Here is a 14,874-nt window from a genome sequence, read left to right as displayed (position 1 = left end):
CCTATGAATGGAATTCAATAATGAAGCGGGACGAACTGGGCGACCTGGCCACCTTCATGGTCGTGGCCGAGGAGCGGGGGTTCACCAAGGCGGCCTTCCGTCTGGGCCAGTCCCCGTCGGCGCTCAGCCACACCATCCGGCGGCTCGAGGCCCGATTGGGCCTGCGCCTGCTGCTGCGCACCACCCGCAGCGTTTCGGTCACCGAGGCGGGCGAGCGGCTGCTGGAGACCCTGCGCCCGGCCTTCTCGGACATCGAGACCCGCATCGAGGCGCTGGGCGAGCTGCGCGACCGCCCCATGGGGACCATCCGCATCAACTCGGGCGAACACGCCGCCCACACCATCCTTTGGCCCGCGCTGGAGCGCTTCCTGCCCCTCTATCCGGAGGTGAAGGTCGAGATCACCACCGAGCTGGGCTACGCCGACATCGTCGAGCGCCGTTTCGACGCCGGGGTCCGGCTGGGCGAGCAGGTGGCCCGCGACATGATCGCCGTCCCGATCGGCCCGGACGTGAACATGACGGTGGTCGGCGCCCCGTCGTGGTTCGCGACGCATCCGAAGCCGGTCACCCCGCATGACCTGACCGATCACGCCTGCATCAACCTGCGCCTGCCCACCCGCGGCGGCCTCTACGCCTGGGAGTTCGAGAAGGACGGGCGTCAGCTCAACGTCCGCGTCGACGGCCCGCTGGTCTTCAACGACATGACCCTGATCCAGAAGGCGGCGGAGGCGGGCCACGGCCTGGCCTTCCTGATGTCCGACCAGGCCGCCCCGGCCATCGCCGAAGGACGGCTGGTCCCGGTGCTGGAGGACTGGCGTCCGCCGTTCCCGGGCTACCACCTCTACTACCCCAGCCGCCGCCAGCCGACCTCGGCCTTCGCCCTGCTGGTCGAGGCGCTGCGGTATCGGGGCTAGGGTCACACCTCCGGATTTTTTGAGTTTTCCCTGAAACTTGGCCGCAGGTCTGCGCGTCAACGTCGCATGAGCCAGCTGAGATCAGCCCCGGAAGTGCGACGCGAAATGGCGGCCCTGATCGCCGACGCTGTCGCCGAGCCCGATGAGGAGCGCCGCCGCGCCCTGCTGGTCCTGGCCGATCACTGGGCCGACATCCTGCGCCGCCGCAACCAGACCCAGGCCCCCAACTGACAGCGGCCCGCCCCGCCTTCAGGAGTTCGGGACGAGCCGCCGGAACGCCCGGCGGGCTGAATGAGTGAATACCGGACGCTCACGGGTGATACGGATGGGCGCGGGGATTCCGTCTCACCGGTTCCAAGCCGCCTAAAGCAGCGCCGCCGCCACCTTGGCCCGCAGGTCGTCGTTGATCGCCAGTAGCGGGCGGGGTGGTTCCGCCGTGGTCAGGCCCATCATCTGGGCGGCCGCATAGACGATGCGCAAGCTGCCGTGCGTCCGGAACAGGTCCCACAGGGGCGCGAAGGCCGAGTCGCGCCTGTCCGCCTCGTCCCGGTCGCCCGCCATGGCGGCGCGGGCCAGCGCGGACGCCGCCTCTGGGAGCAGCCCGCCTGCGACACTGAACCAGGCGTCGCATCCGGCCAGCAGCGCGTCCTTGCAGCCCCAGTCCCCGCTATAGCCGATCGAGAGCGCCGGGGCGGCGGCCCGGAAGGCGGCCAGGTCCGTCGCCAAGTCGCCCGAAGGCAGCGGCAGTTTGATCGCCGCGATCCCCGGAACGCGCGCCAGTCGGGCCACGAGCTCCGGACTGAAGGTGAACTTCGTCGTGCTGGGGTTGCTGTAGATGCACAGGGGGAGGGTGGTCGCCGAGGCCACGGCTTCGAAATGCGCGAACACCTCGGCCTCCTCCAGGGGCGTGTAACTCACCGGGGCCAGCAGCAGGCCGGCCGCGCCTTCGGACGCCGCGTCCCGGGCCAAGGCGCAGGCCTCGTCCGTCCTAATCGCCCCGACACCGACGATCACCGGGATGGAGCTGGCCGCGCCCACCGCCGCGGCGACGGCCCGCCGTCGTTCCTCGCGGGTCAGGAACATATAGCTCCCCGTGCTGCCCAGCAGCCCGACGCTGTCGGCCCCGCCGGCCTCTATGCAGCGGACAAGGCCCGCCAGGTCCTCGGCGATGACCTCGCCAGACGCGGTCATGGGGGTGATGGGAAAGGCGGACAGGCCGGAGAAGATGCGCATGCCCCCAACAAAGCCTCCGGACTTCGCCGACACAAATCATCGTCGGCTTCCGATTGTGTCACGGAGCCTATCGCGGGCCGAGAGCTGAGCCCCTTGGCGGAAACCCTATCCTGAACGTAGGCTTGCACGGTCTCGCAGCCCTGATCGGATCGAAGGAATGGGAAGCTTCCGAAGACTCTTCGGCGTCGTCTGCTTCGTCTACGCCGGCGCCGCGCTGCTGTGATTTTTCGACCTGGCCAGTGTCCGCGCCAGGATCGACGCCAATGTGATTTGTCGCCGGACTCTTGGTGATCACCGTCGTCTCCCTTGTGATCGACGCGCTCGTGGCGCGGCAGGAACGGTAGGCGTCGAATGGGGCGGCGGGCGACTGAGGCTCGCGCCACGTCGGGCGTTCGGGCCGAGCCGCCGGAACGCCCGACGGGCTGAATGAGTGAATACCGGACGCTCACGGATCATACGGGCGGGCGAGGGGACTCCTTCTCTGTCAGGCCGTCAGAGCCCGATCCGGTCTGCGCGCTTGCACCTCTTCCCGCGCAGGAGGATCGCGCCCGCAGCGAGAACAGGCGGAAGAAGCAGAAGGCCCGCGACCGGGCCGACCGGAACCGGCGCGGCGGCTGGCTCGCTCTTCTTGGGCGCTTCCGGTTCGGGCCACAGGCCAAACATTTCGCGTATCGCGTTGGCGTGAAAGCTGCCCCTCTCAAAGACCAGCCCGGGGACGCAGGATCTCTGATTGACCACATAGATCGATGCAGTGCCCTCCAGTCGGTCTACGGCGAAGAGATAGTCCCCTTCCATCTCTTGAGGCGGCCCATAATTTATGGCGCGCCTCCACAGGACCGTAACGCGTTCCGGCGCCTCGTCCGAAATGACGTGGTCGACTTTGACGTCTATCCGGGCCCCGGGCTCAAAGGCGGTGACATACCCGACGAAGACCGCATCGGCGCCGCGAGCCTCCTCGACAGGCGGCTGCCTCGGCGCCGGACAGGCGTTCGCTGTCCCGGCGGACAGAGTCGCGACGGCAAGGATGAGTGTGGGAAGACATCTCACCATTCAGAGGCTCTCCGACCAACGATCCGCGATACCGCAAGGTCCCTTCGTTTGCCTTACCGGATGTGGCATGTGACGCCGGAAGGCGGAAGCTCTGCAGTGACCTGGGCCTTGGGGGAAACGAGCCGGATGTTGCGCCAACTTATCTGTTCGGGCCTCGTCATTTCGGGCGCGACGATGTTGGCGTCATGCACGTCGCCCGAGGCCGCCGCCAAGGCTGTTTGATGTCCGGATGCCTAAAGGAAATGGTGGCTGGAGGCGGGCTCGAACCGCCGACCTGTGGGTTATGAATCCACCGCTCTAACCAGCTGAGCTACCCAGCCCCGATTTCTCGAGTCCCGGCGGGAACTGGTCTGACCGCCGGAAGAGGCGTGCCTATAGAGGCGAGACGGGGCGGGATCAAGTCGCTTCCGCGACCATCTTGATCGGGGCGATCCGCCGCATCCCCGTGACGGCTCTCCGCAGGAACTGTAACGACAGCTGAGCCGTTCCGCGGCGAACCGTTCTGACCGGAGTCCGACCATGCGTTTGATCGCCCTCGCCGCCACCGTATCCCTCGTCACCCTGGCCGCCGCCTGCGGGGCCAATGGGCAGGACGAGCCCGCCGCCGGTCAGGCCGCCGGACCGCTCGAGACCCGGCCCGCCAATGGCGCGGACCAGCAACCGGCCTTCGCCGGCCAGACCCGCGCCCCCGCCGTCCGCACCGAAGCGGCGCTGACTCACGCGGTGGTCGCCTCGGGGCTGGAGCATCCGTGGGGGCTGGCCCTGCTGCCGGACGGGCGCTGGCTGGTCACCGAGCGCCCGGGCCGCCTGCGCATCGTCGGAACCGATGGCCGGGTCAGCGAGCCGCTGGCGGGCCTGCCCGCCGTCGCCGCGCGCGGGCAGGGCGGCCTGCTGGACGTGGCGGTCGGCCCGACCTTCGGTCAGGACCGCCTGATCTACTGGAGCTACGCCCAGCCGCGTGACGGCGGCAACGGCACCGCCGTGGCGCGCGGCCGCCTGTCCGATGACGGGACCCGCGTCGAGAACGTGCAGGTCATCTTCGCCGCCCAGCCCACGTATGACGGCGACAAGCATTTCGGATCGGCCCTGGCCTTCGATCGCGCCGGTCACCTGTTCATCACCCTGGGCGAGCGTTCCGACGCCCCCATGCGCCCGCAGGCCCAGGATCTGGGCTCGCATATGGGCAAGACCATCCGCATCAACGCCGACGGCACGGTTCCGTCCGACAACCCCTTCGTCAATCGCGACGGCGCCCTGCCCGAGATCTGGTCGCTGGGCCACCGCAACATGCAGGGCATCGCCGTCGCCTCGAACGGCGACGTCTGGACGGTCGAGCACGGCACCCGCGGCGGGGACGAGATCAACCTTGACCGCAGGGGCCTGAACTATGGCTGGCCCGACGCCGCCTACGGCATCGAATACCGGGGCACCCCCATCAACGCCGGAAACACGGCGCGCGAGGGCACCGAGCAGCCGGTCTACTACTGGGATCCGGTCATCGCGCCGGGCGGCATGACCTTCTACGAGGGCGCCATGTTCCCGGGCTGGCGGGGCAATCTGCTGGTCGCGGGCCTCAAGGAGAAGCACATCGCCCGTCTGGTGCGCCAGAACGGCCGGGTCGTGGGCGAGGAGCGCCTGCTGACCGACCTGGGCGAACGCGTCCGCGACGTGGCCGTTGGCCCCGACGGCGCGGTCTGGGCCATCACCGACGAAGAGAACGGCAAGCTGGTCCGCCTGTCGGCGCGATAAAACGCGCAGGCCCCGGGTCGATGCGTCCGTTTCTGACGCATCGGCCTGTTAGGCTCCGGGGCCATGGAGCTTAACGTCAGAGCCAATCCCGAAAGTGGTCAATCTGGTCCAATTGGACGAGTTAGACCCCGAATTTCGGCCGCGACTTTCTCAGTCGCGCAGCAGTTCGTTCACGCCGGTCTTGGCGCGGGTCTGAGCGTCCACGCGCTTGACGATGACGGCGCAGTACAGGCTCGGCCCGCCCTTCGGGTCCGGCAGGCTGCCCGGCACCACGACGCTGTAGGCCGGAACCTCGCCGCGGAAGATCTCGCCGGTCTCCCGGTCCACGATCTTGGTCGAGGCCGACAGATAGACGCCCATGGCCAGTACCGCGCCCTCGCGCACGATCACGCCCTCGGCCACCTCGGCGCGGGCGCCGATGAAGCAGCCGTCCTCGATGATGGTCGGATTGGCCTGCAGGGGCTCCAGCACCCCGCCGATGCCCGCGCCGCCCGACAGGTGCACGTTCTTGCCGATCTGGGCGCAGGAGCCGACGGTGGCCCAGGCGTCGACCATCGAGCCTTCATCCACATAGGCGCCGATGTTCACGAACGACGGCATCAGGACCACGTTCTTCGCGATATAGGCGCCCCGGCGGGCGATGGCGCCCGGCACCGAGCGGAAGCCGGCGCTCTGGTAGTCGGCGGCGGTCCAGTCGCCGAACTTGTTCGGCACCTTATCCCAGAAGGGACCGACGCCCGGCGCATGGCTGGTCGGGCCCCGGTCGCCGGCGCGCATGATCTCGTTGTCGTTCAGGCGGAAGGACAGCAACACCGCCTTCTTCAGCCACTGGTGCGTCGTCCAGACGCCGTCCTCGCCGCGCGAGGCGACGCGGGCCTGGCCGGAATCCAGCAGGGCCAGGGCGGTCTCGACGGCGTGGCGCACGTCGCCGTGGGTCGAGGCCGAGACGTTGGCGCGGTCTTCCCACGCACCCTCGATGACGGATTCCAGATGGCTCAGGTCGGTCATGCGGCGGCGTCCTTGAAGGTCAGGTCGGTCAGGAAGTCTGTCAGATCGGGGGTGATGTGGTCGATATGGTCGCCCAGCGGCTTGCCGTGCCCGTCCCCGATCAGGACGGTGGTCATGCCCAGCGCCTTGGCGGGCTCCAGATTGCGCGGCGTGTCCTCGAAGAACGCGGCCAGCCGGGGCTCGAAGCCGAAGCGCTCAATCACCTTGCGGAAGGTCGACGGCTCGGGCTTGGGCGTCAGGTCGGCGTCCTCGATGGCGAACAGGCCGTCGAAGCAGTCGGTCACGCCCAGCCGGTCCAGCACCCGGCCCGCATACTCGCGCGCGCCGTTGGTGAAGACGATCTTGCGGCCCGGCAGGCGGCGCAGCTGCTCGGCCAGCGCCGGATTGGGTTCAAGGCTGTCCATCGGCACGTCGTGGACGTCGTGCAGGAAATGGGGGGCGTCGATGGTGTAGTTGGCCATCAGCCCGGCCAGGGTCGTCCCGTGCTCGTCCAGGAACTGCCGCTGCAGCACCCGGGCCTCGTCGGGGTTCAGCCCCACGGCCTCGACGACGTAGGCGTTGATCCGCGCCTGGACCAGCCGCATCAGCCCCTGTTCCCGCGGATACAGGGTGTCGTCCATGTCGAACACCCAGGTGTTGAGGTGCGACAGGTCGATCAAGACGCCTTCACCAGGGTGCCCGCGCCGTATTCGGTGAACAGCTCCACCAGCATGGCGTGGGGGCGGCGGCCGTCCAGGATGACCACGGCCTCGACCCCGGCGCGCACGGCGGCCATGGCGGTCTGCAGCTTGGGGATCATGCCGCCGGTGGCGACGCCGTCCTCGATCAGCTTTGAGGCCTCTCCGACCGACATTTGGCGGATGATCTCGCCGTCCGCGCCCTTCACGCCGGGCACGTCGGTCAGCAGCAGCATGCGCTTGGCCTTCAGCTCTCCGGCCAGGGCGCCCGCCACGGTGTCGGCGTTGACGTTGTAGGTCGCGCCGTCCTCGGCCACGCCGATGGGGGCCACGACGGGCACCCAGTCGTCGGTCTCCGAGGCGATCAGCCCCTTGATCAGCTTGGCGTCCACCTTGGTCGGATCGCCGACGAAGCCAAGATCGACCTCATGCTCGATCATGCTGTCGGGGTCGCGCTTGGTCCGGCGGGTCTTCTCGACGGTCAGCAGGCCGGCGTCCTTGCCCGACAGGCCCACGCCCCGGACGTCCGCTTCCTTGCCCGCCACCGTGATCCAGTGGGCGATCTCTTTATTGACCGCCCCGGACAGGACCATCTCTGCCACCGCCATGGTGTCGCTGTCGGTCACGCGCAGGCCGTCGACGAAGTTCGACTTCACCCCGGCCTTGTCCAGCATGGCGCTGATCTGCGGTCCGCCGCCGTGCACCACGACCGGGTTCACGCCCATCAGCTTCAGCAGCACCACATCGGCGGCGAACTGCTTGGCCACCGCGACCTCGCCCATGGCGTGGCCGCCGTATTTGATGACCACGGTCTCGCGGTCGTAAACCTGGATATACGGCAGCGCCTCGGCCAGCGTTTTCGCCGTGGCCCAGCCCCGTTCCTCGGATTGGCGTTCGTTCTCGTCCATCACGAGCGGGTCCCTAATGCCAAGGGGCCGGCATGTCATCATGAAACCGGACCTCTCCGGCCCCGTTCCGACAATATGAACGAGCACGACATCGATGACCGCGACCTGGCGCCCTCAGACCCGGCGGATCCGGCGTCTCTCCAGCACGGCGATCCGACCCTCTGCCCGGAGTGTCAGGGCGCGGGCGTCAGGGTTTCCGGCGAGACCTGTCCCGTCTGCGAAGGCTCCGGAAAGGCCACCGGACGCAGCGGCGGCGGCTGACATTTCGCAACCCTGGCGGGTTCTTTGGAGGCGCAGAATGTCGGCCTGCAGAGAAGGCTGCGCTGACGCTTGTCGTTTCGGCGCGCGGCGTTACGTTGACCGTCTTCGTTTCTCGGTCGGGTGGGTCCCAGGATGTTCGATAGCTTCATCAATCGCGCTGGCGGTAGTCTCTCCGGTCGTGTCGTGGAGACGTTCGACGGCGATTACGCCTCGGGCAACGGTCCCAATGAGGTCGGGGGCGTCTCGTCCGCCTTCGGAGCGATCGCCAGCTATCAGGTCTGCGGCTGCTGCGCCCGTTTCCACGGCGCCGCGTCCAATGGCGATATCAGCGGTCCGTTCGGCGCGGTTTCGACCGGGGACGACCGTGGCGTGTACGGCGCGAACGGCAAGCCGTCGCTGACCACCCTCGACGCCGCGGATCAGATCACCCGCACCAATAGCAGCTGGGCCACGGGACTTGGTCAGGCGGCCACCGTCACCTTCGCCTTCCGCGCCTCGGTGACCAGCATGCCCGCCGGCACGACTGGCTTCGAACAGTTCAGCCAGGTCCAGATCGCCGCAACCCTGCTGGCCCTGTCCGCCTGGTCCGACGTCGCCAACATCACCTTCAACCGCGTCACCGACGGGCCCAGCGACTATTCGAACAACGCGACCATCCTGTTCGCCAACTATTCGACCGGCCAGGACGGGGCGGCGGCCTTCGCCTATCTGCCCGGCGGAATGCCCGGCGCGACGGCCGCGAACATGGTCCAGGGCGACGTCTGGGTGAACCAGTCGCTGTCCTACAACGTCAACCCGGTGCTTTACGGCTATGGCCAGCAGACCCTGCTGCACGAGATCGGCCACGCCATCGGCCTCAGCCACCCGGCGGCCTATAACGCCAGCGCGGGTCAGCAGGTCACCTACGGCGCCCACGCCATCTATTTCGAGGACAGCCGCCAGTACACGGTGATGAGCTATTTCAGCGAGCGGGAAACCGGCGCTGACTATCGCCTGAACGGCACGGGCTCGGTTTACTACGCCTCGGCCCCGATGCTGGACGACATCGCCGCCGTCCAGCGTCTTTACGGCGCCAACACCACGACCCGGACGGGCGATACCGTCTACGGCTTCAACTCCAACGCCGGCCTGCCCTGGTTCCAGGCGACGACGTCCAGCAGCCCGCTGGTCTTCGCGGTCTGGGATGCGGGCGGCGTCGATACCTTCGACTTCTCGGGCTACAGCATGGCCCAGACCATCGACCTGCGTCAGGGCGCCTTCTCAAGCGTCGGCGGCATGCTCGGCAACGTCTCCATCGCTCTGGGCGCGATCATCGAGAACGTCATCGGCGGCACGGGCGCGGACACCATCCGCGGCAACTCGGCCGACAACACCATCACCGGCAACGGCGGGGCGGACGTCATCGACGGCGGCCTCGGCACGGATACGGTGGTCTTCTCGGGCCCGCGCGCCAACTACACCATCACCTGGAACGGCCGCGTCGGCACCATCACCGCCACCGGCCAGGCGCCGGTCACGGTCACCAACGTCGAGTTCCTGAAATTCTCCGACATGACCATCGCGGCCGCCCCGACGGGCGGGCTGATCGTCGGCGGCGACGCGGGCGTGGACACCATCAACGGTTCGGCCCTGGGCGACACCCTCGGCGGTCTGGGCGGCAATGACACCGTCAACGGTCTGGACGGCGAGGACCTCCTGGACGGCGGCTCGGGCAACGACACCCTGAACGGCGGCGACGGCAATGACGTCCTGATCGGCGGTCTGGGCAATGACGCCCTGAACGGCGGCGCGGGCATCGACACCGCCGACTACTCCGGCGCCGGCGCGGCGGTCATCGTCGATCTGGCGGGCGGCATGGCCGGCGGCGGCGCGGGGACTGATACCCTCAGTGGAATCGAGAACGTCACCGGCACGGCCTATGCCGACACCATCACCGGCGACGGCAACGCCAACATCCTGCGCGGCGGCGGCGGGGTGGACACCCTGAACGGCGGCGGCGGCGACGATCAGCTCTACGCCGGCGCGCCCGGCCTGTCGGGCGGTGCTCCGGACATTCTCAAGTCCCAGTCCACCAACAACTCGACCCGGGCGACCGCGGTGTCCCTGGACGGAGCCTTCGATCTGATCGCGCGCCCTGACGTCAGCAACTCGACGCTCATTCCGCACGCCACGGTCGTCGCGACGAGCCACGGCGGCGTCGAATACTATGCGATCAACGTCATCGGCACGAACGTCGGCGTGACCTTCGATATCGACAACGCCAGCTTCGACTCGACGCTGCGGCTGTTCGATTCGAGCGGCGCCGAGCTGGCCAACAACGATGATGACGCGAGCGACGGCGGGTCCCAGACGGATTCCCAGCTGACCTATGTCTTCCCGACGGGGGGCACCTTCTACATCCAGGTCGGTCGCTGGCAGGCCAACAACCCGGACGGCACCTTCACCACCGTGGGACCGGCGGTGGGGGCCACCTACACCCTGCACGTCTCGGCTCCCAACCAGCCGGTCACGCCGCAGGTCGAGTCCGGCTCGACCCTGAACGGCGGCGCCGGCAACGACGCCCTGTACGGCGGTGTCGGACCGGACACCCTGAACGGCGGGGCGGACAATGACACGCTGACCGGCGGCGCGGGGAACGACACCCTGAACGGCGGCGACGGCACGGACACCGCCGTCTATAGCGGCGCCCGTTCGGCCTATACGATCAGCACCACCTCGGGCACGACCACCATCACCGGGCCGGATGGCACGGACACCCTGACCAACATCGAGCGGCTGCGCTTCTCGGACGGCCTGTTCGACATTGCGGGCAACCCCGTCCAGGGCGAGGCTCCGATCCAGGGCACCCCCAACGCCGACACCCTGAACGGCACCGCCAATGCGGACGTGATCAACGGTCTGGGCGGCGACGACGTCATCAATGGCGGCGCGGGCAACGACACCATCGATGGCGGCGACGGCGTCGACACCGCGGTGTTCAGCGGCACGATCGCGGGATCGACCGCCGTGACCAACGGGGCCACGACTACGGTCACCGGCCCGGACGGGACGGACACCCTGACCAACGTCGAGTACCTGCGCTTCTCGGACGGCACCCTGATCGTCGGCGCCGGCGGCGGCCAGCTGTTCACCGGCACGCCCGACGCCGACACCCTGGCCGGCACCGCCTTCAACGACCAGATCAACGCCGGAGCGGGCGCCGACACCGTCAACGGCGCGGCGGGCAATGACACGATCAACGCCGGCGACGGCGATGACACGATCACCGGCGGCGCGGGCAACGACACCATCGACGGCGGCGACGGCGTGGACACCGCGGTGTTCGGCGGTACGGTCGCCCAGTCGACGGTCTCGACCACCGGCGGAACCACTACGGTCACCGGGCCGGACGGCACGGATACGCTGAGCAACGTCGAATACCTGCGCTTCGCTGACGGCACCCTGATCGTGGGCGCGGGCGGGGGCCAGCTGTTCTCCGGCACGGCCAATGCCGACACCCTCACCGGCACCGCCTTCAACGACACGATCAACGCCGGAGCCGGCGCCGACACCGTCAACGGCGCGGCGGGCAATGACACGATCAACGCCGGCGACGGCGATGACACGATCACCGGCGGCGCGGGCGATGACACCATCGACGGCGGCGCGGGCGCCGACACCGCCGTCTTCACGGGCGTTCGGGCCGACTACCAACTGCGCACCACGGACGGCGTCACCACCATCACCGGTCCGGACGGCATCGACACCCTGGTCAACGTCGAGCGGCTGCAGTTCGCCGACGGTTTCTACGACATGACGGGCGCGCCGATCGTCAACACGATCAACGGCACGCCCAACGCCGACACCCTGAACGGGACCTCGGGCGTGGACGCCGTCAACGGCGGCGATGGCGATGACATCATCACCGGCGCGGCGGGCAATGACACCATCGACGGCGGCGCGGGCACGGATACGGCCGTCTTCGCCGGCCTGGCCTCGGCCTATACGGTCTCCACCACGGGCGGCGTGACCACGGTCACCGGTCCGGACGGCGTGGACACCCTGACCAATGTCGAGCGTCTGCGCTTCGACGACATCACCCTGATCGTCGGGGCGGGCGGCGGCCAGTATTTCGCGGGCACCTCGAACGCCGACACCATCAACGGCACGGCCTTCAACGACCAGATCGAGGCGGGCGCCGGGGCCGACATCATCGACGGCGGCGCGGGCAATGACGCCATCAACGCTGGCGACGGCGACGACGTCATCACCGGCGGCGTGGGCTCGGACACCATCAATGGCGGCGCGGGCACGGACACGGCGGTCTTCGCCGTGGGCGGGGTCTCCTACTCCGTCACAGTCAGCGGCGGCACGGTCACCGTGACCAGCTCGGACGGCGTGGACACCCTGACCAATGTCGAACGCCTGCGCTTCGCGGGCGTCGAGCTGGCGGTCAGCGCCCTGGGGGGGCTGACCCTGATCGGGGCCAATACCGGCGAGACCCTGACCGGCGGGGCGACCAACGACCGCCTCTACGGCTTCGGCGGCGCGGATACCCTGAATGGCGGTGACGGCGATGACGTCCTGGCCGGCGGGGCGGGGACCGATGTGCTGAACGGCGGCGCGGGCTCCGACACGGCGGACTACTCCGGTGCGGCGGCGGGCGTCTCGGCCCGTCTCGACAGCCAGACGGCCTCGAACGACGGCGACGGCGGAACCGACATCTTCACCTCGATCGAGAACCTGACGGGCTCGGCCTTCAACGACACCCTGATCGGGTCGGCGGGCGCCAACATTCTGATCGGCGGCGCCGGTCGCGACGTCATCCTCGGTCTGGGCGGCGACGACACCATCATGGGCGGCGCCGACGTGCCGAACGAGCTGTACGGCGGTCAGGGCAACGACACCTATATCGTCGAGCACCGCTCGGACTCGATCATCGAGAATGCGGGCGAGGGCTACGACACTATTCGTTCGGCCCTGTCGCAGATCAACATGGCCGCCAATGTCGAGGAGCTGGTCTACACCGGCGCGGGAACCTTCGTCGGCGTCGGCAACGCTCAGGACAACGTCATCCGCGGCGGCGCCGGGCGTGACACCCTGCTGGGCGGGGCGGGCAACGACACCCTGTACGGCGGCGCGGGCGCGGCCAACGAGCTGTACGGCGGCCTCGGCGACGACACCTATATGCTCGATGCGGCGGACTCGATCATCGAGAACGCGGGCGAGGGAACCGACACCGTCATCACCTCGGTCCTGGCCGCCTACAACCTGGGCGCCAATGTCGAGAACCTGACCTACACCGGGACGGGGAATTTCACCGCCGGCGGCAACGCCCTGAACAACGTCCTGACGGGCGGCGTGGGCAATGACGTCCTGCGCGGCCGGGGCGGCAATGACACCCTGATCGGCGGTCTGGGTAATGACACCGCCGACTACAGCCTCGCGGCGGGCGGCGTCACCGCCCGTCTCGACACCGGCGTGGCGTCGAACGACGGCGACGGCGGTTCCGACACCTTCAACGGCATCGAGAATCTGACGGGCTCGGCCTTCAACGACACCCTGTTCGGCAACGCCGGGGACAACATCCTGATCGGCGGCGCCGGTCGTGACGTCATCCTGGGGCTGGGCGGCAACGACACCATCATGGGCGGCGGCGACGTGCCGAACGAGCTCTACGGCGGCGCCGGCGACGACACCTATATCGTCGAGCACCGCTCGGACTCGATCATCGAGAATGCGGGCGAGGGCTACGACACCATCCGGTCGGCCCTGTCGCAGATCAATATGGCCGCCAATGTCGAGGAGCTGGTCTACACCGGCACGGGAACCTTCGTCGGCGTCGGCAACGCCCAGAACAACCTGATCCGCGGCGGCACGGGCCGTGACACCCTGATGGGGCTGGGCGGCAACGACATCCTGATGGGCGGAACCGGCGCGGCCAACGAGCTCTACGGCGGCGACGGCGACGACTATTACATCCTTCAGGTCGCGGACACCGTCATCGAGGCGGCGGGCGGGGGCACCGACACGGTCGAGGCGCGGATCAACACCTACACCCTGGCCGCCAACGTCGAGAACCTGATCTTCAACGGCACGGGCGCCTTCAACGGCACGGGCAACAGCCTGAACAACCTGATCGTCGGCGGCGCCGGTGACGACGTCCTGCGCGGCGGCGGCGGCAACGACACCCTACAGGGCGGTCTCGGCGCCGATACCGTGGTGCTGGCCGGGACCTCGGGCCAGTACACGATCACCGCCGAGGGCAACAACTGGCGGGTGGTGGACACGGTCGCCGGGCGCGACGGATCGTTGCTGCTGAGCAGCATCGAGACCCTGCGCTTCGGCAACGGTTCGACCCAGACCCTGACCTACGCGCCGCCGCCGAACGTGGCTCCGAGCGACAAGGAACTGGGCGCCTTCGTCATGCCCGCCTTGTCCGACAAGGATGTGGACGCGGCGCCGCTGGTCCTGCCGGCCGCCGACAAGGCCTCCGTTGAAGGTGGGCCGCAGGTCCTGCCGATGGCGCACGACGACTTCATCCTCGTCGCGGGCCATGATGACGGCCCGCAGGTCTTGCCGGTCACGACCGACGACCTGCTGTTGGTTCGCGAAGGCGTGGCCGGCTTCGGGGACGGTCTGATCTGGCTGCTGGAAGAGCGGGGACACCCGACCCTGCACGGCGGGGATGACGGTGTGTTGCTGTCCCACGCTCCGGCGGGTGGCCACGCCCACGATCCGTGGGCCTGACAGGATTGACCGGCGCTCCGCCGAAGGGGTTCGGCGGAGCGAACCGGCTTGTCCTTCAAGGGGTCGAATTTATAGTCAGTTCTGCCCGTGTAGCCCTCGAGCCACGCTGAACATTGTTCTGTTTGTGGCTGCTCGACCTTCGCGGAACGGGCTGTTATGAAAGCTTAGCGGCGTTACGTACGTCGCGCTGAATTCATCCTGGCTGCGGAGGGCATCCACCAATGCGCGTTAAGACTTTCATTCTGGCGTCGAGCGCCGCCGGGGCCCTCGCCCTGTCGGCCGGTGTCGCCGCTGCCGAGCCGAATGGTTGGTATGGGGCGATCGACGCCGGCTACCACACCATCG

10 protein-coding genes and 1 tRNA gene are annotated in these 14,874 nt (G+C 68.4%); 5 read left to right on the top strand and 6 right to left on the bottom strand.

Annotation, left to right across the window (positions count from 1 at the left end; genetic code table 11):
• Positions 1 to 20: 20 nt before the first annotated feature.
• Together ACTIEF_RS03425 and ACTIEF_RS03420 are read left to right on the top strand one after the other, a co-directional pair.
• Positions 21 to 914 (top strand): LysR family transcriptional regulator, encoded by an 894-nt coding sequence (locus ACTIEF_RS03425; protein ID WP_439470798.1) that lies wholly within the window; start codon positions 21 to 23, stop codon positions 912 to 914.
• Positions 915 to 980: 66 nt separating this feature from the next.
• Positions 981 to 1,145, top strand: coding sequence for a hypothetical protein (locus ACTIEF_RS03420; protein ID WP_439470797.1), 165 nt, complete (start codon positions 981 to 983; stop codon positions 1,143 to 1,145).
• 132 nt (positions 1,146 to 1,277) lie between these two features.
• Here the strand turns inward: ACTIEF_RS03420 and ACTIEF_RS03415 are convergent, their stop codons facing one another.
• The 3 genes from ACTIEF_RS03415 to ACTIEF_RS03405 form a co-directional block, all read right to left on the bottom strand.
• Positions 1,278 to 2,147, bottom strand: coding sequence for a dihydrodipicolinate synthase family protein (locus ACTIEF_RS03415; RefSeq protein WP_439470796.1), 870 nt, complete (start codon positions 2,145 to 2,147; stop codon positions 1,278 to 1,280).
• Between the two features lie 492 nt (positions 2,148 to 2,639).
• Positions 2,640 to 3,197: a hypothetical protein gene (locus ACTIEF_RS03410; RefSeq protein WP_439470795.1), complete on the bottom strand. Its 558-nt coding sequence runs from the start codon at positions 3,195 to 3,197 to the stop codon at positions 2,640 to 2,642.
• A gap of 243 nt (positions 3,198 to 3,440) precedes the next feature.
• Positions 3,441 to 3,517: transfer RNA gene (locus ACTIEF_RS03405), tRNA-Met, on the bottom strand.
• Positions 3,518 to 3,716: 199 nt separating this feature from the next.
• Between ACTIEF_RS03405 and ACTIEF_RS03400 the strand changes: the two genes are divergently transcribed.
• Positions 3,717 to 4,946, top strand: coding sequence for a PQQ-dependent sugar dehydrogenase (locus tag ACTIEF_RS03400; RefSeq protein ID WP_439470794.1), 1,230 nt, complete (start codon positions 3,717 to 3,719; stop codon positions 4,944 to 4,946).
• A gap of 150 nt (positions 4,947 to 5,096) precedes the next feature.
• Here the strand turns inward: ACTIEF_RS03400 and dapD are convergent, their stop codons facing one another.
• Genes dapD through argB form a run of 3 tightly spaced genes read right to left on the bottom strand, consistent with a single transcriptional unit; the run spans position 5,097 to position 7,539 of the window.
• Positions 5,097 to 5,954, bottom strand: a complete 858-nt coding sequence (dapD, locus tag ACTIEF_RS03395; RefSeq protein ID WP_439470793.1) for a 2,3,4,5-tetrahydropyridine-2,6-dicarboxylate N-succinyltransferase — start codon at positions 5,952 to 5,954, stop codon at positions 5,097 to 5,099.
• Positions 5,951 to 6,613, bottom strand: a complete 663-nt coding sequence (locus ACTIEF_RS03390) for a pyrimidine 5'-nucleotidase (RefSeq protein WP_439470792.1) — start codon at positions 6,611 to 6,613, stop codon at positions 5,951 to 5,953. Before ACTIEF_RS03390 ends, dapD begins: the two co-directional genes overlap by 4 nt.
• On the bottom strand, positions 6,610 to 7,539 hold the full coding sequence (gene argB, locus ACTIEF_RS03385; protein WP_439470791.1) for an acetylglutamate kinase: 930 nt from the start codon (positions 7,537 to 7,539) through the stop codon (positions 6,610 to 6,612). The genes ACTIEF_RS03390 and argB overlap by 4 nt, the downstream gene beginning before the upstream one ends.
• Positions 7,540 to 7,614: 75 nt before the next feature.
• Here argB and ACTIEF_RS03380 point away from each other — a divergent pair, with 75 nt between their 5' ends.
• The gene (locus tag ACTIEF_RS03380) at positions 7,615 to 7,800 is read left to right on the top strand and encodes a hypothetical protein (RefSeq protein WP_439470790.1); all 186 of its coding nucleotides are present in this window, start codon (positions 7,615 to 7,617) and stop codon (positions 7,798 to 7,800) included.
• A gap of 183 nt (positions 7,801 to 7,983) precedes the next feature.
• Positions 7,984 to 14,529 carry a M10 family metallopeptidase C-terminal domain-containing protein gene (locus ACTIEF_RS03375; RefSeq protein ID WP_439470789.1) on the top strand — a complete coding sequence of 2,182 codons (6,546 nt, stop codon included), beginning with the start codon at positions 7,984 to 7,986 and terminating at the stop codon, positions 14,527 to 14,529.
• Positions 14,530 to 14,874 lie beyond the last annotated feature (345 nt).

The organism is Brevundimonas sp., assembly GCF_051858995.1.
Lineage (GTDB): Bacteria > Pseudomonadota > Alphaproteobacteria > Caulobacterales > Caulobacteraceae > Brevundimonas.
This window is presented reverse-complemented; position numbering and strand designations above follow the sequence as displayed.